This is a genomic window from Streptomyces sp. NPDC017940, from assembly GCF_044328435.1.
Classification (GTDB): Bacteria; Actinomycetota; Actinomycetes; order Streptomycetales; family Streptomycetaceae; genus Streptomyces.
This window is the reverse complement of sequence record NZ_JBIRHJ010000004.1, coordinates 457,474-474,407: the sequence shown is the minus strand read 5'-3', so window position 1 is coordinate 474,407 and position 16,934 is coordinate 457,474. Positions and strand designations below refer to the sequence as shown.

The 16,934-nt window shown below is 71.9% G+C and carries 16 protein-coding genes; 11 read left to right on the top strand and 5 right to left on the bottom strand.

Annotation, left to right across the window (positions count from 1 at the left end; genetic code table 11):
- Positions 1-29: 29 nt before the first annotated feature.
- The 6 genes from ACH4DX_RS16380 to ACH4DX_RS16355 all read left to right on the top strand — a co-directional run bounded on the left by ACH4DX_RS16380 (position 30) and on the right by ACH4DX_RS16355 (position 6,249).
- On the top strand, positions 30-2,336 hold the full coding sequence (locus ACH4DX_RS16380; protein WP_398118702.1) for an ATP-binding cassette domain-containing protein: 2,307 nt from the start codon (positions 30-32) through the stop codon (positions 2,334-2,336).
- A gap of 214 nt (positions 2,337-2,550) precedes the next feature.
- Positions 2,551-3,825 carry a cytochrome P450 gene (locus ACH4DX_RS16375; protein WP_398155564.1) on the top strand — a complete coding sequence of 425 codons (1,275 nt, stop codon included), beginning with the start codon at positions 2,551-2,553 and terminating at the stop codon, positions 3,823-3,825.
- Positions 3,825-4,022, top strand: coding sequence for a ferredoxin (locus ACH4DX_RS16370; protein WP_398155563.1), 198 nt, complete (start codon positions 3,825-3,827; stop codon positions 4,020-4,022). Before ACH4DX_RS16375 ends, ACH4DX_RS16370 begins: the two co-directional genes overlap by 1 nt.
- Before the next feature lie 113 nt (positions 4,023-4,135).
- A complete protein-coding gene (locus ACH4DX_RS16365; protein ID WP_398155562.1) occupies positions 4,136-4,792 on the top strand; it encodes a GNAT family N-acetyltransferase in 657 nt (218 codons plus the stop codon).
- Between the two features lie 466 nt (positions 4,793-5,258).
- Complete coding sequence (locus tag ACH4DX_RS16360) at positions 5,259-5,546, top strand: hypothetical protein (RefSeq protein WP_398155561.1); 288 nt, start codon at positions 5,259-5,261, stop codon at positions 5,544-5,546.
- Between the two features lie 97 nt (positions 5,547-5,643).
- Positions 5,644-6,249, top strand: a complete 606-nt coding sequence (locus tag ACH4DX_RS16355) for a DoxX family protein (RefSeq protein ID WP_398118711.1) — start codon at positions 5,644-5,646, stop codon at positions 6,247-6,249.
- A gap of 111 nt (positions 6,250-6,360) precedes the next feature.
- Here ACH4DX_RS16355 and ACH4DX_RS16350 read toward each other — a convergent pair whose 3' ends face one another.
- Complete coding sequence (locus tag ACH4DX_RS16350) at positions 6,361-7,443, bottom strand: LacI family DNA-binding transcriptional regulator (RefSeq protein ID WP_398155560.1); 1,083 nt, start codon at positions 7,441-7,443, stop codon at positions 6,361-6,363.
- A gap of 213 nt (positions 7,444-7,656) precedes the next feature.
- Here ACH4DX_RS16350 and ACH4DX_RS16345 point away from each other — a divergent pair, with 213 nt between their 5' ends.
- Together ACH4DX_RS16345 and ACH4DX_RS16340 are read left to right on the top strand one after the other, a co-directional pair.
- Positions 7,657-8,604 carry a nucleoside hydrolase gene (locus ACH4DX_RS16345; RefSeq protein WP_398118715.1) on the top strand — a complete coding sequence of 316 codons (948 nt, stop codon included), beginning with the start codon at positions 7,657-7,659 and terminating at the stop codon, positions 8,602-8,604.
- Positions 8,601-10,052, top strand: a complete 1,452-nt coding sequence (locus ACH4DX_RS16340; protein WP_398155559.1) for an MFS transporter — start codon at positions 8,601-8,603, stop codon at positions 10,050-10,052. The genes ACH4DX_RS16345 and ACH4DX_RS16340 overlap by 4 nt, the downstream gene beginning before the upstream one ends.
- Before the next feature lie 20 nt (positions 10,053-10,072).
- On the opposite strand, the gene ACH4DX_RS16335 is transcribed toward ACH4DX_RS16340, so the two are convergent.
- A complete protein-coding gene (locus ACH4DX_RS16335; protein ID WP_398155558.1) occupies positions 10,073-11,005 on the bottom strand; it encodes a MerR family transcriptional regulator in 933 nt (310 codons plus the stop codon).
- Between the two features lie 169 nt (positions 11,006-11,174).
- Between ACH4DX_RS16335 and ACH4DX_RS16330 the strand changes: the two genes are divergently transcribed.
- A complete protein-coding gene (locus ACH4DX_RS16330) occupies positions 11,175-11,576 on the top strand; it encodes a rodlin (protein WP_398118720.1) in 402 nt (133 codons plus the stop codon).
- Positions 11,577-11,671: 95 nt separating this feature from the next.
- Here the strand turns inward: ACH4DX_RS16330 and ACH4DX_RS16325 are convergent, their stop codons facing one another.
- Together ACH4DX_RS16325 and ACH4DX_RS16320 are read right to left on the bottom strand one after the other, a co-directional pair.
- Entirely contained in the window at positions 11,672-12,220 is a 549-nt protein-coding gene (locus tag ACH4DX_RS16325) for a DUF1062 domain-containing protein (RefSeq protein WP_398155557.1), read from the bottom strand.
- 226 nt (positions 12,221-12,446) lie between these two features.
- Positions 12,447-13,337: an NAD-dependent protein deacetylase gene (locus tag ACH4DX_RS16320; RefSeq protein WP_398118722.1), complete on the bottom strand. Its 891-nt coding sequence runs from the start codon at positions 13,335-13,337 to the stop codon at positions 12,447-12,449.
- A 272-nt stretch (positions 13,338-13,609) separates the two neighbouring features.
- On the opposite strand from ACH4DX_RS16320, the gene ACH4DX_RS16315 reads away from it, so the two are divergent.
- On the top strand, positions 13,610-14,014 hold the full coding sequence (locus ACH4DX_RS16315; RefSeq protein ID WP_398118724.1) for a rodlin: 405 nt from the start codon (positions 13,610-13,612) through the stop codon (positions 14,012-14,014).
- Between the two features lie 252 nt (positions 14,015-14,266).
- A complete protein-coding gene (locus ACH4DX_RS16310) occupies positions 14,267-15,925 on the top strand; it encodes a catalase (protein ID WP_398118726.1) in 1,659 nt (552 codons plus the stop codon).
- A 141-nt stretch (positions 15,926-16,066) separates the two neighbouring features.
- Here the strand turns inward: ACH4DX_RS16310 and ACH4DX_RS16305 are convergent, their stop codons facing one another.
- Positions 16,067-16,906: a formyl transferase gene (locus tag ACH4DX_RS16305; protein WP_398118728.1), complete on the bottom strand. Its 840-nt coding sequence runs from the start codon at positions 16,904-16,906 to the stop codon at positions 16,067-16,069.
- Positions 16,907-16,934 lie beyond the last annotated feature (28 nt).

Below are 16,934 nucleotides of genomic sequence, written 5' to 3'. Positions count from 1 at the left end.
GGGCCGTGCGAGCCACCCGAGGAGCACCCGTGAACGTCACCCCCGCCGACAGCCACACCGTGATCCAGGTCCGTGGAGCGCGTGCGAACAACCTCAAGAACGTCTCCCTCGACCTGCCCAAACGGCGGCTGACCGTCTTCACCGGCGTCTCCGGATCCGGCAAGTCCTCGCTGGTGTTCGCCACCATCGCCGCGGAGTCGCAGCGCCTGATCAACGAGACGTACACCGCCTTCGTGCAGTCGTTCATGCCGAGCGTCGGCCGCCCCGACGTCGACGAACTGCGCAACCTCAGCGCCGCGATCGTCGTCGACCAGGAGCGGATGGGCGCCAACTCCCGCTCCACGGTGGGCACGGCCACGGACGCGTACACGATGCTGCGCATCATCTTCAGCCGCCTCGGCGAGCCGCACATCGGCACCTCCGGAGCCTTCAGCTTCAACGTGCCGGAGGGCATGTGCCTCGAATGCGAGGGCACCGGCGAGGTCTCCACCGTCGACGTCGACCAGCTCCTCGACCGCGAACTCTCCCTCAACGAGGGCGCTCTCACGCTGCCGTACCACGCGGTGGACTCCTGGAGCTGGCAGGTCGTGGTCAACGCCGGTTTCCACGACCCCGACAAGAAGCTGCGGGACTACACCGAGCAGGAGTGGGCGGACCTGCTGCACAAGGAACCGGTGAAGGTGAAGGTGGGCTCCAACGGCTTCACCTACGAGGGTCTGATCAGCAAGATGCAGCGCACCTGGCTCGCCAAGGACCGCGACGGGCTGCAACCGCACATCAGGGCCTTCGTCGAGCGCGCCGTGGTCTTCGCCCGGTGCCCGCTGTGCGAGGGCACCCGGCTCAACCGGGCGGCGCTCTCCTCGAAGATCGACGGCCTGAACATAGCCGAGTGCGCCGCCCTACAGATCGACGAGCTCGCCGACTTCGTCCGCGCCATCGAGGACCCGGGAACGGCCCCGCTGCTCGCCAACCTCCTCGACCTCCTCGACTCGCTGACCGAGATCGGCCTCGGCTACCTCAGCCTCGACCGCCCCACCGGCACCCTGTCCGGCGGTGAGGCGCAGCGCGTGAAGATGGTGCGCCATCTCGGCTCCAGCATCACCGACGTCACCTACGTCTTCGACGAGCCCACCGTCGGGCTGCACCCGCACGACATCCAGCGCATGAACGACCTGCTGCTCCGCCTGCGGGACAAGGGCAACACGGTGCTCGTCGTGGAGCACAAGCCGGAGGTCGTCGCGATCGCCGACCACGTGGTGGACATCGGCCCCGGCGCCGGCGCCGCGGGGGGCGAGGTCTGCTACACCGGTGACGTGCCGGGACTGCGCGCCTCCGGCACCCTCACCGGCCGCCACCTCGGCCACCGCGCCCGGCTCCGTGAGCAGCCGCGTACGCCCAGGGGGCACGTGTCCATCAAGGACGCGGGACTGCACAACCTCAAGGACGTCTCGGTCGACGTGCCGCTCGGCGTCCTCACCGTCGTCACCGGAGTCGCGGGCTCCGGCAAGAGCTCGCTGATCCACGGCCATCTGTCCGGGCAGGACGGCGTCGTGGTCGCCGACCAGTCCCCGATCCGCGGTTCACGCCGCTCCAACCCGGCGACGTACACGAACCTGCTCGGTCCGATCCGCAACGCCTTCGCCAAGGCCAACGGCGTCAAGGCGTCTCTGTTCAGCGCCAATTCGGAGGGCGCCTGCCCCAAGTGCAACGGCCTCGGCCTTCTCTACACGGACCTGGCGATGATGCAGGGCGTCGCCTCCGTGTGCGAACGGTGCGAGGGCAAGCGCTTCATGCCGGAGGTCCTCACCCACCGGCTGCGCGGCAAGGACATCAGCGAGGTCCTCGGCATGTCGATCGCCGAGGCGTACGACTTCTTCCCGACGGGCCGGGCGCACACCATCCTCGGCCGCCTCTGCGACGTCGGCCTCGGCTATCTGCGCCTCGGCCAGCCACTGAACACCCTCTCCGGCGGCGAGCGCCAGCGCCTCAAGCTCGCCATCCACATGGCCGAGAAGTCCTCCACGTACGTCCTTGACGAGCCGACCACCGGCCTGCACCTCGCCGACGTCGACAAACTCCTCGCGCTCCTGGACCGCCTGGTCGACGACGGCAACTCCGTCGTCGTCATCGAACACCACCAGGCCGTCATGGCCCACGCCGACTGGATCATCGACCTGGGCCCCGGCGGCGGCCACGACGGCGGCGAGATCGTCTTCACGGGCACGCCGAGGGAACTCGTCGACACCGCGGACACGGTGACGGCGCGCCACCTGCGCGAGTACGTCTCGCCCCTCGACGGCGGTCGGCGCGATCACGCCATTCGCGTCGGTGACTGACGCACCTGTGCGTACGTGGGGCGCGCCCCCAGTGAGTTCGTATGGGGTGACGACCGTGAGCCGGCGTAGCAATCCGGCCACGGCGTCATACTCGGGGCGGACCGTGGCGAAGTTGGCCGAACCGGTCGTGGTCCGGCTAGGTGCATAGGGCATGAAGTGAGGAGCGGGACACCGTACGACCCGTACGTCCCGTTCGAGCACCGCGGAGGACGCCATGGCGCAAGCCGCCCCCTTCCCCCAGGACCGCACCTGCCCCTATCACCCGCCCACCGGATACCGGCCGTTGAGCGCACGCGCGCCGCTCAACCGCGTCACCCTCTACGACGACAGCCAGGCCTGGCTCGTCACCGGGCACGCCGAGGCCCAGGCCCTGCTCACCGACCCGCGGCTCTCCGCCGACCGGCAGAACCCCGCCTTCCCGCTGACCGCGCCGCGCTTCGAACTCTCCCGGCACGTGCAGACCGCGCTGCTCGGCGTCGACGATCCGCTGCACAACAAGCAGCGCCGCATGCTGATCCCCACGTTCGGGGTGAAGCGGGTGGCGGCGATGCGGCCCCGCGTCCAGCGCGTCGTCGACGAACTCCTCGACGCCGTCGAGGCCGAGGGGCCTCCCGTCGAACTCGTCTCCGCGTTCGCCCTGCCCGTGCCCTCCGTCGTGATCTGTGAACTGCTCGGTGTTCCCTACGCCGACCACGAATTCTTCGAGGGGGCGTCGCGCAGGCTCCTGCGGTCCGAGACCCCCGAGGAGGCGGAGGCGGGCCGCCGGGAACTGACGGACTACCTGGGCGAGCTGGTCGACCGCAAGCGCAAGACGGCCGACGCCGGGGCGTTCCCGGGTGCCGACTCCCCGGCGCCCGAGTGGCCCCGCGAAGCTCGTGAGACCCGGCGCGACACCCCCGAAGGGCTGCTCGACGAGTTGATCCGTGAGCGCCTCGCGGACGGCTCCCTCGACCGCGACGAACTCGTGCGCGTCGCCCTCATCCTGCTCGTCGCCGGGCACGAGACCACCGCCAACATGATCTCGCTCGGCATGTTCACCCTGCTCGAACACCCCGACCAGTTGGCGGCCCTGCGCGCCGAACCGGACCTGACGCGTGACGCCGTCGAGGAACTGCTGCGCTTCCTGTCCATCGCGGACGGACTGCTGCGCGTGGCCACCGAGGACATCGAGGTGGCCGGGCAGACCATCCGCGCCCACGAGGGCGTGGTCCTCGCCGCCTCCACCATCAACCGCGACACCGCCGTCTACGCGGACGCGGACCGGCTCGACGTGCGCCGCAGCGCCCGGCACCACCTCGCCTTCGGCTTCGGCATCCACCAGTGCCTCGGGCAGAACCTCGCGCGCCTCGAACTCGACATCGCCCTGCGGACCCTGCTCGCCCGCATCCCCGACCTGCGCCTCGCCGTGCCCGCCGACGCGATCCGGATGAAGCCAGGCGACACCATCCAGGGTCTGAGGGAACTGCCGGTCACCTGGGGGCCTCGCTGATGCGCGTCACCGTCGACACGGACGTGTGCATCGGTGCGGGTCAGTGTGTCCTGACCGCGCCGAAGGTCTTCACCCAGGACGACGACGGCTTCGGCGAGTTGCTCGCCGGGTGCGCGGAGCCGGTGGACGATCCCCTGCTGCGGGAGGCGGCACGGGCCTGCCCGGTGCGGGCCATCACGTTGCACGAGGAGGGCTGACGGGAGGGCGACGCGGCGGTCCCGCGGGACCGCCCGGGCCTTGCCGCGGCACGTCGGCCCGCCCCCGCGCCGACGTGCCGCGCGGGCCGCGCGGGCCGCGGGACAATGGTCCGATGCGCATCCGAGCAGCCCTCAGGAACGAGTTGCCGCGTCTTCAGGACATCGAGCGGGCCGCGGGCCGGTGCTTCCGGGACGTCGGCATGGCGGAGATCGCCGAGGACGAGCCGCCCGCCCTGGACGTGCTCGCACGCCATCTGCGCGCGGGTCTCGCCTGGGTCGCCGTGGCCCCGTCCGCCGACGGCCTGTCCGCCACCGCCGACCCGTCCGCCGCCGACCTGTCCGCCGCCGGCCCGTCCGCCGCCGGTGTGCCCGTGGCCTACCTCATCGCCGACCGCGTCGACGGCAACCTCCACGTCGAGCAGGTGTCCGTGCATCCCGGGTACGCGCGCCGCGGCATCGGCAGGTCCCTCCTCGACCACCTCGCGGACCGGGCGGCGGCCGACGCCGTCCCCGCGCTGACCCTGACGACGTTCAGGGACGTGCCGTGGAACGCGCCGTACTACGCGCGCTGCGGCTTCGCCGTCCTGGACGAGGAGGCCGTCGGCCCGGAGCTGCGGGCCGTCCGTGCGGACGAGTCGGCGCTCGGCCTCGACCGCTGGCCGCGGGTGTGCATGGGGCGCCCCGTGCGGCGGCGGGCTACCCCCGGGGCGCCGCCGCCTGCCACCCCCGCGGCGGCCCGGCACGGCGAGGGGCCCGTCGGCCAAGGGTGAATTCCGGCCGCAATGTGCCGGGCCGGGTCCTGGGTGCGTCGGAGGGGTTCAGTCCGACGTTGGTCTGGACCTATCATCCGTTGTCATGAGCGGGCCAGCGTTCCCCCACCGCGGTGCCGCCCCCGGGCACGGACCGGGGCCTACGCCCCGGCTCCCGAGGGGCTGTCCGGCGAGGGGGCAGGTCGTACGGGCTTTTGGGGGCGGGTACGCCCCGTGGTTGCTCGTCGCCCTGCTCTGCCTGGTCACGGCGCTCGGCGCGTCGGCTGCGGTCTTCCCCGAAAGTTCCGCGCACCGGAGCGACGACGCAGCCGCCACGGCTCCGTTCGGACCTCCGGCCGACGCGCTCACAGAGCACGGTGGAGCGCGCGGCGTGGCCCGCGGTGTAACGGACGGCGCGGCGCGCGGTGCAACGGGCGGCCTGGCACGCAGCGAAACAGGCAGCCTGAGGCGCAGCGAAACGGGCGGCGTGGCACGCAGCGAAACGGGCGGCGTGCCGGACGGCGCAGCGCGTGGCCGCGCGGGCGGCGCAGTGCGCGGCGAAGCAGGCGGCGACAGCGGCTGCCACGGCGGTGACGACGGCGACGCGTCCCGTGCCGCCGTGCTCCCCGTGCCCGAACAGCCCGGCGGCGGCCACGGCCAGCGGCCCGCCTCCGTCCGCCACGACTCCGGTCAGGGCCTGGCCCCGCTCGTCCGCACGGCCGCGCCCGACGTCAGCGCGGTCGACCTGTACAGCACCCGGGTGATCAGGACGTAGCGGGACCCTCTCCTCCCGTCCGCGTACGCCGACCCACCCCGGGCGGGCGCCGCACGGCGTCCCCCTCACATCCCCCTGGCCCAAGGAGAGATCCAGCATGTCCTCCTCCCTTCCCCCGCACTCCGCCGACCCCCAGTCCCCGCCGCCACCGTCCGCCTCCCCTCGTACGCGGACGGATCCCTCGCGCCGCCGAGCGTCCGCGGAGCAGGACCGACAGGTCGCGCTCGACAGCGGTGTGCTGGTGGTGCGTCTCGCGGTCGGGCTCATCATGGCCGTCCACGGTTCGCAGAAGCTCTTCCGCTGGTTCGACGGCTCCGGCCTGGACGCCACCACCGCCTTCTTCACCTCCGAGGGCTACAAGGCGGCCAGGGCCATGGCGTGGGTCGCCGCGCTCACGGAGACCTTCTGCGGCCTGGGCCTCGCCATCGGCCTGCTCACCCCGCTGGCGGCCGCGGGCATCCTGGGCGTCATGCTCAACGCCATCGCCGTCACCTGGGACGGGGGCTTCTTCGCCCCCGAGGGCATCGAGTACCAACTGGTGCTGCTCTCCGGCGCGGTGGCGGTCGCCCTGACCGGCCCCGGCCGACTCGCCGCCGACCAGCTCCTGCCGGGACTCCGTGACCACCGCTTCCCCCGGGGTGTCGCGGCCGTGGCACTGGGAGCGATCTCCGCCGTCTTCGTCCTGGTGGTACTGCGGGACTGACGTCCGCGCCCGCTCCGGGCCGCCGGTGCCGACGGGTCCGCCCGCCGGCACCGGCAACCCGGCGGCGGGGGAGTGGCCGCGGGCGTCCTGCGCGGGCCGTGACCGCTCCGGTCAGGGAACCTGCCGGGGCACGGGCACCTCCGCGGCCCGACCGGAGGCCGCCCCCGGGCCCTGCCCGTCCCCCCGCGCCGGCGGCCGGGGCGCACTGGACTCCCGTACCACCAGCTCAGGCGCGAGCCGTACCGCCTGCTGCGGGCCGTCGTCGCCACCGGCGAGGCGGTGGTTGAGCAGCCGCGTGGCCTCCGCCGCCAGTTCGGGCACCGGCTGGCGGACGGTGGTGATGCCGGGCGCGGCGAGGGCCGCCATCGGGATGTCGTCGAAGCCGGTCACGGCGACGTCACCGGGCACGTCCGCGCCGAGTTCCCCGAGCCGTTGCAGCGCGCCCACCGCGATGAGGTCGTTGGCGCACACCAGGGCGTCGGGTCGCGCCTCCCACACCAGGTCGACGGCCGCGCGGCCCCAGGCCACGGAGAAGTCGCCGAGCGCGATCCGCCCCGGAGCCCCCTCGTCGAGCGCGGCGGCCCCGGCCGCGTACGCCGCACGGCGCTCCGCCGCGGTCGACGCCGTCCCCTCGGCTCCGACGAACCAGACGCGCCGACGGCCGGTGGCGGCGAGATGGCCGAGTACGAGGGCCATGCCCGCGAAGTTGTCGACGGCCACGGAGTCCGCGACGCCGGGGCCGCAGCCGCGGTCCAGCAGGACGAGCGGCACCTGCGCGGCGGCCGCGGCGACCGCGTCCCGGCTGCGGCGCTCGTCGGCCGGTACGACCAGGAGGGCGTCGACCCGGCGGGCCAGGAGATCGTCGAGGTACCCGGCCTCGGCCACCGGGTCGTCGTCGCAGTCGGCGAGGAGCACGGCGCGGCCCTCGGCGTGCAGGGCGTGGGCGAGCTCGCGTACGAGGGCCGGGTAGAAGGGGTTGGTGATCTGCGGCAGGACGAGGCCGACGGTGCCGGTGGCGCGGCTGCGCAGGGCGCGGGCTGCGTGGTTGGGGCGGTAGCCGAGCGCCTCGGCGGCCGCGCGGACCCGGCGGGCGGTGTCGGCGCCGACCGGGCGGGTGCCTGCCAGGACCCGCGAGACGGTGGCGACGGAACAGCCGGAGGCACGGGCCACATCCCGCAGAGTCACATCAGCCACGCCTGAGCCCCACCCCTCCGCTGCGTTTCGGCAAACGTTATCAACGGCCACGTGTCCCGAACAGAGCAGTCAACAAGCCTGTGACGAGGAACGCACAGCTCGGGCGTGGTGCAGGTCATTGACAGGATTCACCCTCCTGCACAATGTGCTCGGAGAACGTTTTCCCGAGCGTCACCCGGCGGTGGCGGCTCAGCCGAACAAAGAGGTTCCGCGATGGCCAAGAAGATCATCCTCGACTGCGACCCCGGGCATGACGACGCGATAGCCATGCTCCTGGCGCACGGCAACCCCGACGTCGAGCTGGTCGCGGTCACCACGGTCGTCGGCAACCAGACCCTGGAGAAGGTCACCCGCAACGCCCTCTCCGTGGCCCGCGTCGCGGACATCACCGGTGTGCCCTTCGCCGCCGGATGCCCCCGCCCCCTGGTCCGCACCGTCGAGACCGCCCCCGAGATCCACGGCGAGAGCGGCATCGACGGCCCGGTCATGCCCGAGCCGGTCCTCGGCCTCGACGACCGCCACGCCGTCGACCTCATCATCGACACGGTCATGGCCCACGAGCCCGGCGAGATCACCATCGTGCCCACGGCGGGCCTGACCAACATCGCCCTCGCCGCGCGCAAGGAGCCCCGCATCGTCGAGCGCGTACGCGAGGTCGTCCTGATGGGCGGCGGCTACCACACGGGCAACTGGAGCCCCGTCGCCGAGTTCAACATCAAGATCGACCCCGAGGCCGCGCACATCGTCTTCAACGCGGGCTGGCCCGTCACCATGGTCGGCCTCGACCTGACGCACCAGGCCCTCGCCACCCCCGAGGTCGTGGAGCGCATCGCCCGGGTCGGCACGAAGCCCGCCGTCTTCGTCAACGAGCTCCTCGACTTCTTCGGCGCCATGTACCTCCGGGCCCAGGGCTTCGCGGCGCCGCCCGTGCACGACCCGTGCGCCGTCGCCTACGTCATCGACCCGAGCGTCATGACCGTACGCAAGGCCCCCGTGGACATCGAGCTCACCGGCACGCTCACCCTCGGCATGACCGTCACCGACCTCCGCGCGCCCGCCCCCGCCGACTGCCGCACCCAGGTGGCCGTCGACCTGGACCACGGACGATTCTGGGACCTGGTCGTGGATGCCCTCGAGCGGATCGGTGACGTGGCCGCGTGAACACCTCCAGCACCGAACCCGCACACCCCGCCGCTTCGCCGGGCGGCCGCCCCGTCCGCGTGGGGGTCCTTGTCACCGCCCTCCTGGTGGCCTGCTTCGCCTTCCAGCTGAACGCGAGCATGCTCAGCCCCGCCCTCAAGAGCGTCGAGGACACCCTCGACGCCACCTCCGCCGAGGTCGGCCTGACCCAGACGGCGTTCTTCACCTCCGCCGCCCTCTTCTCGCTGTTCCTGCCGCGCCTCGGCGACCTCATCGGCCGCCGCCGCGTCCTCGCCGCGATGATGGCGCTCATGGCCGTCGGCTGCGTCGTGGCCGCGCTCGCGCAGAGCGTGCCCATGCTGTTCGCGGGACGCGTCATCCAGGGCGTGTCGGGACCCACCGTGCCGCTCTGCCTGATCATGCTGCGCAACGAGGTGCACGAGCCGAAGCGGTACGGCACCCTGCTCGGCGTCATCACCGCCGTCAACGGCGGCATCGCGGGCGTCGACTCCATCGCGGGCGGCTCCCTCGCCGACCACTACGGCTTCCAGTCGGTGTTCTGGGTCATGGCCGTGGTCGCCGGCCTCGCCATGGTCCTCATCGCCACGCTCACCCCCGAGTCCACCGCCCGCGCCACCGGCTCCGACAACCGCATGGACTGGCCCGGCGTGGCACTCCTCGTGGTCTCCGTCGGCGCGGCCCTCGTCGCCCTGAACGAGGCGGGCAAGCTCGGCGCCGCGAACTGGCCGCTGGTCGCCGCCCTCGCCGTCGTCGCCGCCCTCGCCTTCGCCGCCTTCTGGCGTACCGAGAACCGCAGCAGGCACCCCCTGGTCGCCACCCGGCACCTGCGCCGGCGCGCCACCTGGGCGCTGCTCCTGACCACCGTCCTGACCATGACGGGCGTCTTCGCCGTCATGAACGGCATGATCCCGGCGTTCGCCCAGAACGCGGACGCCGGCTTCGGGATGAGCGCCGAGCAGTCGGCCTGGTGGACCCTCACCCCGTACGCCCTCGCGGGCCTGGCCATGGGCCCGATCGCCGGGCGGCTCGCCGCCACGCACGGCTACGGCCGCATCCTGCGCCTCGGCCTCGTCGGCTCCGCCGTCACCGTCGCCCTGATGCTGTTCACCCTCCAGGCCGACTCGCGCCCGCTCCTGCTCGTCTCGTCGGTCCTCATCGGCGTCACCTACGCGGGCGTCGGGAACATCGTCCTGAACGGCCTCGGCATCGTGCTGTCCCCGAAGGAGAACCCCGGCTTCCTGCCGGGCCTGAACGCGGGCGCCTTCAACCTCGGCGCGGGCCTGAGCTTCGCCCTCCTGTACGCGGTCCAGACCGCGGCGGAACCGGCGGACAGGACCTCGGTCGCGGGCTACTCGGCAGGCATGATCGCCGGCGTGGTCCTCATCGCGGCCGCCTTCGTCACGTCCTTCCTCATCCCGAAGCCGGTGGAGGCGGAGGCCCACGCGTAGGGGCGGGCCGGACCGCACGGTCAGTGGGCGCGGAGCGCGGCGAGGGCCCAGTCGAGGACCGGCGCGAGGCGCTCGGGCGGCGGCCAGCCGTTGACCACCGCCAGCAGTTCCTGGTACCGGTCGCGCCGCGGGACGTTCATGGACTCCAGGCGGGACAGCAGCCGGGAGCGCGGGGCGGACGTGCCGGAACCCTCGCCGAGGACGCGCGCGCAGTGGGCGGCGAGGCCGTCGACGACGGCCCCGGCCTCGGTCGACGCCGGGTCGACGCCCGCCGCGAGTGCCGGGGTGACACGGGTGCGCACGGCCTCGGCGAGGGTGCGGGTGAGCCCGAAGGCGTCGTCGGGGGCCTGGTCGGCCGCCATGCCGTGGGCCATCCCGTGCATGCTGGAGCAGAAGTCCGGGTCACGGAACAGCTCCGCCAACCTCACCCAGGCCACGATCTGTTCGGGGCTCGGATCGTGGGGCAGCTCCGGCGTCATCGAGCGCATGACGCCCACGAACGCCGGGTGGCCGTGTAGCCCGTCGAAGACGGCGGCGAGGAAGTCGTCGACGAGGCGGCGCCGTTCCGTACCGGAGAGCTTCGCCAGCCGGTGCGCCAGCTCCAGGTCCGCGGGTGTCGAGTTCCGCCCGGACACCGCGGTCAGCACCGCCCGGCGCAGCCGCAGGGCACGGATCTGCACGTCGAGGGCCTCGGCGTGGGACGCGGTGACGTCCGCCAACGAGACCTCCCGCGCCACCACCTTGCGGATCGTGTCCAGGTCGAGACCGAGGTCCCGCAGGGTCCGCACCAGTTCGACGCGGGCGACCGCCTCGGTGTCGTAGCGGCGGTACCCGGCCGGGGAGCGTTCCGCGGGCTCGATGAGGCCCCGGTCCGAGTAGAACCGGATCGTCTTGACCGTCGACCCGGTACGCCGGGCCAGTTCACCGATCGAGCAGAGGGTGTCGTCGTCCATGGGCACACCCTGATGTCTCCCCTTACGGGAGACACAAGCGGTACGGCCCCCGGCGGCCGTCAGCCCTGCGGCGCCGACACTCCACCAACGGGCGAATAGGGCCATTCTCCGGACATCAGCGGATGTACTTGCCTCTTCTGGTCAACCGAACGTTTCGTACTGGAGTGACATGCGCACCCGCAACCCCTTCGCCCTGAGCCTCGCCACCCTCGCTCTCGTCGGCAGTGCCGGGAGCGCGGCCGCCATCGGCGACGACTCCGGCACCAGCAGTGCCAGTGGCAACGGTGCCGAGGAGTCGTACGGCAACAGCGGCACCCAGGGGGACAAGAGCCCGCAGCTCTCCCTTGTCCAGGGCTCGTTGAACAAGCTCTGCCTGGGTGTCCCCGTCGACGCCAACGTCGGCTCCATCGTCGGCCTGGTCAACGTCGCCGTCCAGGACATCCCGATCCTCTCGGCGGAGCAGAAGCAGATCTGCACCGAGAACTCCACCCAGGCCAAGGAGGACGAGCCGCTGTCGCACATCCTCGACGACATCTCCGTGCTCTCCGGCAACGGCGTGCGCAACGGCTGACGGGTTCGCACCCACCGCAACCCGAACGCCCCGCGGGCCGCGACGCGCGGCCGGCGGGACGGGACCCCGGCCCGGTTCGCCGGGGTCCCTGGTGCTCAGCGTTTGAGCGTGAAGGTGAAGTCGCCGGTGGGCTTGCCGCCCAGGCGGACTGCCGAGACGAGGTTGCCCTCGGCGAGCAGTCCTTCGACCTCGGCGCGCGAAAGGCCGAGACCTTCAGCGATCAGCCGCACCGGCCGGACGGGGATCCGTGCCGCGAAGCGGACCGACACCTCGATCGCCTCGCCCCGCGGCCGGTGCGGCGCACCGGTGTCCAGGCGCCAGGCGGCGTCCCAGTCGAGGGCGATGTGGTTGCGGCGCCGCACCACCGGATCCTGGAGCAGTTCGGCTGCCAGGCCGGGGTCGTTGCCGTGCAGCAGGTCCAGGAGTTCGGGACGTACGGAGCGCACGTTCACCCGTTCCAGGACGGTGAGCCCGGTGGCCGCCCCGCACGTGGTGCACAGCGCGAGCAGCCAGGCGTCGATGAGCTTGTGGTGGGCGTCGACGCGGAATTTGCCGTCCGTACGGAAGCGCTCGCAGGCGCAGGTGCGGCAACGGCGCAGGACGAGAGGCAGACGGGTGGGAACGACCACCCAGGTTTCGGACACAGTGACACACCGGTTCCAGTGAGAAGTCCGCAGCGAAAAGGGGCACGTCGCACAGGTGCGACGCGCGACGGATCAGCGCTCAGGAGGTCTCACGCGGTGTACAACGGCACGTCCCAGGCCGGGTGACAGGGGCGGGAGCACGGTAATGGCACAGCGAAGCGGGGCTCCACCGGTTTTCCGGCGGTGGTGGTGCCGGTGGTGCCCGGAGCGGTCGGGGCGTCAGGGGCTAGTGGGTGTCGGTGGGGATGCCGAGGCGGGCGGCCACGGTGGTGAGGGTCGTGCCGAGGGGGAGGGCGACCCGGGTGCGGGCGTGCTGGTCGCCCCGGGTCGGGTCCCGGTTGACGATCAGTACGGGCTTCCCGGCCCGCGCGGCCTGGCGGACGAACCGGAGCCCGGACATCACCGTCAGCGAGGAGCCGAGGACCAGCACCGACGTCGCTTCGTGGACGAGCCGGCGGCAGTGCTCGACCCGCTGCGGCGGCACGGTCTCACCGAAGAACACCACGTCCGGTTTGAGGATGCCGCCGCAGTTCGTGCAGGGCAGCACGTGGAAGTCGATGACCTGTTCGTCGGAGAGGTCGGCGTCACCGTCCGGGTTGATCCCGGCGGCCACGGGATCGAAGCCCGGGTTGGCTGCCTCCAGGCGCCGGGCGAGCTCGCTGCGCGGGCTGACGGTGCCGCAGGAGAGGCAGCGGACCCGGCCCAGGCTGCCGTGGAGTTCCACGACGCCCTCGCTGCCCGCGGCCTGGTGCAGGCCGTCGACGTTCTGGGTGATCACACCCGAGAGCAGGCCGTGCTTCCCGAAAGCGGCCACGGCCCGGTGCCCGGCGTTGGGCAGGGCACGGCCGAAGGTACGCCAGCCGAGGTGGCTGCGCGCCCAGTACCGGCGCCGGGCACCGGCGTCCGCGGTGAATTCCTGGTACGTCATCGGGGTGTGCCGGCTCAGGCTGCCGCCCTCGCCCCGGTAGTCGGGGATGCCCGACTCCGTGGAGAGGCCCGCCCCGCTGAGCACCAGCACACCGCCGCTGCCCAGCGCGTCGGCGACCGGCTGGGGGTCCGTGGTGCCCGGCGGGAGGTCCCCGGTGGGGGACCAGCTCAGGGTGGGGCGGGAGCGCATACCGCAAGGGTACGGAAACAGGGCGCATGACGTCGTTCGTATGCCGCGGCCCCCTTGGTCGGCCTCGCGGTCGCGACGGTGCGAGAAGGCCGGGGGGTGCGTTCTCGGTCGACGGCGTGCGGCGTGTGCGTCGCGGGGACGACCGCTCCCGGGCGGTCGGCGTCAGCCTCGTGACACCGACACTCCGCCAACGGGCGAATCGGGACGTTCACGGGCCGCGGGCGGATGTACTTGGCCCGACTGCCCGACCGGACGTTCTGCACTGGAGAGACATGCGATCCCGTAACCTCCCCCTCGCCCTGAGCCTCGCCGCCCTCGCTCTCGTCGGCAGTGCCGGGAGCGCGGCCGCGATCGGCGACGACTCCGGCACCAGCAGTGCCAGTGGCAACGGTGCCGAGGAGTCGTACGGCAACAGCGGCACCCAGGGGGACAAGAGCCCGCAGCTCTCTCTGATCCAGGGCACGCTGAACAAGCCCTGCCTCGGCGTGCCCGTCGACGCGAACATCGGCTCCCTGCTCCTGCTGATCAACGTCGCCGTCCAGGACATCCCGGTCCTCTCGGCGGAGCAGAAGCAGATCTGCACCGAGAACTCCACCCAGGCCAAGGGCGACGAGCCGCTGTCGCACATCCTCGACGACATCCCGGCGCTCTCCGGCAACGGCGTGCGCAACGGCTGACGGCTCGCCCCCGCCCGCTGACGGCTCGCGCCCTCCGCATCCGCGCACCCCACCGCCCGGGGTCTGTGACAAAAGGGTCGGAGGGCACCCGCCGGACGTGCGCACTTCGGCCGACACACCGCATATGACCGTCGTACGAGGGCACCCGGGGTGAGTACTGGTGGGTACCGAATCCCCCGACGAGCCCGCGCGCCCGCCCGCCGCCACGCGAGGGGGCGGGCACGCGGCCACCCCGCCAAGGAGCCGACGGTCATGACTGACGTGTCCAGCATGGGTTCATCCGCGGACGACCCCCGGCCGGTCCTCACCGACCGGCAGGGTCACCCCGTCTACGACAACCAGAACCAGCGGACGGTCGGGGCGCGAGGCCCCGCCACGCTGGAGAACTACCACTTCCTGGAGAAGATCAGCCACTTCGACCGGGAACGCATCCCCGAGCGCGTCGTCCACGCCCGCGGCGTCACCGCCTTCGGCTACTTCGAGGCGTACGGAGCCTGGGGCGACGAGCCGATCGACCGCTACACGCGCGCCAAGCTGTTCCAGGAGCGCGGCAAGCGCACCGACGTCGCCCTGCGCTTCTCCACGGTCATCGGAGGCCGTGACTCCTCCGAGGCCGCCCGCGACCCGCGCGGCTTCGCGGTGAAGTTCTACACCGAGGACGGCAACTGGGACCTGGTCGGCAACAACCTCGGCGTCTTCTTCATCCGGGACGCCGTGAAGTTCCCCGACGTCATCCACGCGCTGAAGCCGGACCCCGTCTCGCACGAGCAGAAGCCCGCCCGCATCTTCGACTTCATGTCGCAGACGCCCGAGAGCATGCACATGCTCGTCAACCTCTTCAGCCCCCGGGGCATCCCCGCGGACTACCGGCACATGCAGGGCTTCGGCGTGAACACCTACAAGTGGATCAACGGCGAGGGCCGCAGCGTCCTGGTCAAGTACCACTGGATGCCCGAGCGCGGCGTACGCAGCATGACCGAGCAGGACGCGGCGAACGTACAGGCCGACGAGCTCGGCCACGCCACCAAGGACCTGTACGAGGCCATCCGCCGCGGCGAGTTCCCCCAGTGGGAACTGCTCGTACAGATGATGGAGGACGGCGAGCACCCGGAGCTGGACTTCGACCCGCTCGACGACACCAAGACCTGGCCGGAGCAGGACTTCCCGCCCAAGGCGGTCGGCCGCCTCGTCCTGGACCGCACCGTCGACAACTACTTCGCCGAGAACGAGCAGATCGCCTTCGGCACCGGCGTCCTGGTGGACGGGCTCGACTTCTCCGACGACAAGATGCTGGTCGGGCGGACGTTCTCCTACAGCGACACCCAGCGCTACCGCGTCGGCCCGAACTACCTGCAACTCCCGGTCAACCAGGCCAAGAACACGGACGTGCGCACCAACCAGCGCGACGGTCTCATGGCCTACGACAACGGTGCGGCCAACGAGAACCCCGAAGTCAACTACGAGCCGTCCATCACCGGCGGCCTCCGTGAGGCCCAGTACCCGCACCACGACGAGCAGGGGCCGCAGATCCAGGGGCGGCTGACCCGCAAGCGGATCCCGCGCACCAACGACTACCTCCAGGCCGGACAGCGCTACCTGCTGATGGAGGACTGGGAACGCGACGACCTGGTGCACAACTTCGTGTCGCTGATCTCCCAGTGCGAGCGACCGGTCCAGGAGCGCATGGTCTGGCACTTCCTGCTGGTCGAGAACGACCTCGGCCTGCGGGTCGGCGAGGGCCTCGGCATCAGGCCGTCCGACGTCGCGCACCTGGCACCGCTGCCGGGCCAGACCCTGACGGAGGAGGACCGCAAGCGCCTGGAGCACCTGGGCGACAACCCGCCGCGCGACGTCGCGGGGCTGACCATGACGCACTGCGTGCCCAACGAGCGCCACGTGGTGACCCGCTGACCCGCTGAGCGGGTCCGGCCTGCCGGGTCACCCGCTGATCCGGCTGCCCGTGCCCGGAGGCGCCCCGCCTCCGGGCACACAGCGCTCACCCAGCGGGCCCGGTGCCCTGAGCGCGACCGCGGGGCGGTCGACGCCCTGCGATCAGGACACCGGGGCCCCGTGCTCCGGGTACTCCGGCGGTGTGCCGCCGAAGCGCTTGACGACTTCCTCGTAGTCCCTCTCCAGAAGGAATCGGAACCCCAGCTGCTCGAAGGTCTCGATCTCCTGGGGAGTCGGCTTGCTGTGGTAGTGCCGGTGCGTTCGGTCCTGTGGCCGCGCCGGAGGCCTCCTGCCTTCCGCAAGGCCGGGCAGTTCCTGGAGGAACAGGTCGACACCGAGCTCGTACAGGCGCGTCAGATGCCAGAACAGCGAACGGCCGCGGTCGTACGGAAGCTCGTGGCTGGCGATCACAGGGCCCGTGTCGATGCCGCGGTCGATCTCGTGCAGGGTGCTGGTGAGCTTCTGCTCACCGGCGATCAGGGTGCGCATGGGCGCGGCAAGCCCGGCGTACTCCGGGAGGGCTCCTGGGTGGATGTTGAGGATCCCCAGGGAGGGCAGCGACAGGACCGGCTCCTTGAAGATCAGGTCGAACCGCACGGACAGGATCAGGTCCGGCCGGAACGCCTGGGCGAACGCCAGGCCGTCACCGGTGTTGACGCGCTGCACGTCCTGGAACCCGATGCCGTGCGCGCGCGAGAGGTGGTGGAAGGTCAGCAGTTCGCCGGCCGGGTGCGGGCGGGAGTCCAGGGGCGGGAAGACGACTTCGTCGACGAGGCCCCGCTCGAACCAGCGCTGGCGCCGCAGCGGGTCCGCGGCGGTCGGGTCACCCGGCGACGGCCTGTTCAGCGCCACCGCCACCTCGTGATCGCCGAGTTGTGGCAGCAGACGGTTCAACGCGACGCACACCACGAGGTCGCGCTGGGCACACACCAGGACACGCACAGGCTTCGCTCCTCCTTACGGGTGAGGT

What these genes read in the sequence shown, in the direction of transcription:
- ACH4DX_RS16355 (WP_398118711.1), top strand. Translation starts at nt 5,644, where the DNA reads ATGTCCTCCTCCCTTCCCCCGCACTCCGCCGACCCCCAGTCCCCGCCG.
- ACH4DX_RS16320 (WP_398118722.1), bottom strand. Translation starts at nt 13,337, where the DNA reads ATGCGCTCCCGCCCCACCCTGAGCTGGTCCCCCACCGGGGACCTCCCG.
- ACH4DX_RS16335 (WP_398155558.1), bottom strand. Translation starts at nt 11,005, where the DNA reads ATGGACGACGACACCCTCTGCTCGATCGGTGAACTGGCCCGGCGTACC.
- ACH4DX_RS16345 (WP_398118715.1), top strand. Translation starts at nt 7,657, where the DNA reads ATGGCCAAGAAGATCATCCTCGACTGCGACCCCGGGCATGACGACGCG.
- ACH4DX_RS16375 (WP_398155564.1), top strand. Translation starts at nt 2,551, where the DNA reads ATGGCGCAAGCCGCCCCCTTCCCCCAGGACCGCACCTGCCCCTATCAC.
- ACH4DX_RS16310 (WP_398118726.1), top strand. Translation starts at nt 14,267, where the DNA reads ATGACTGACGTGTCCAGCATGGGTTCATCCGCGGACGACCCCCGGCCG.
- ACH4DX_RS16330 (WP_398118720.1), top strand. Translation starts at nt 11,175, where the DNA reads ATGCGCACCCGCAACCCCTTCGCCCTGAGCCTCGCCACCCTCGCTCTC.
- ACH4DX_RS16315 (WP_398118724.1), top strand. Translation starts at nt 13,610, where the DNA reads ATGCGATCCCGTAACCTCCCCCTCGCCCTGAGCCTCGCCGCCCTCGCT.
- ACH4DX_RS16370 (WP_398155563.1), top strand. Translation starts at nt 3,825, where the DNA reads ATGCGCGTCACCGTCGACACGGACGTGTGCATCGGTGCGGGTCAGTGT.
- ACH4DX_RS16365 (WP_398155562.1), top strand. Translation starts at nt 4,136, where the DNA reads ATGCGCATCCGAGCAGCCCTCAGGAACGAGTTGCCGCGTCTTCAGGAC.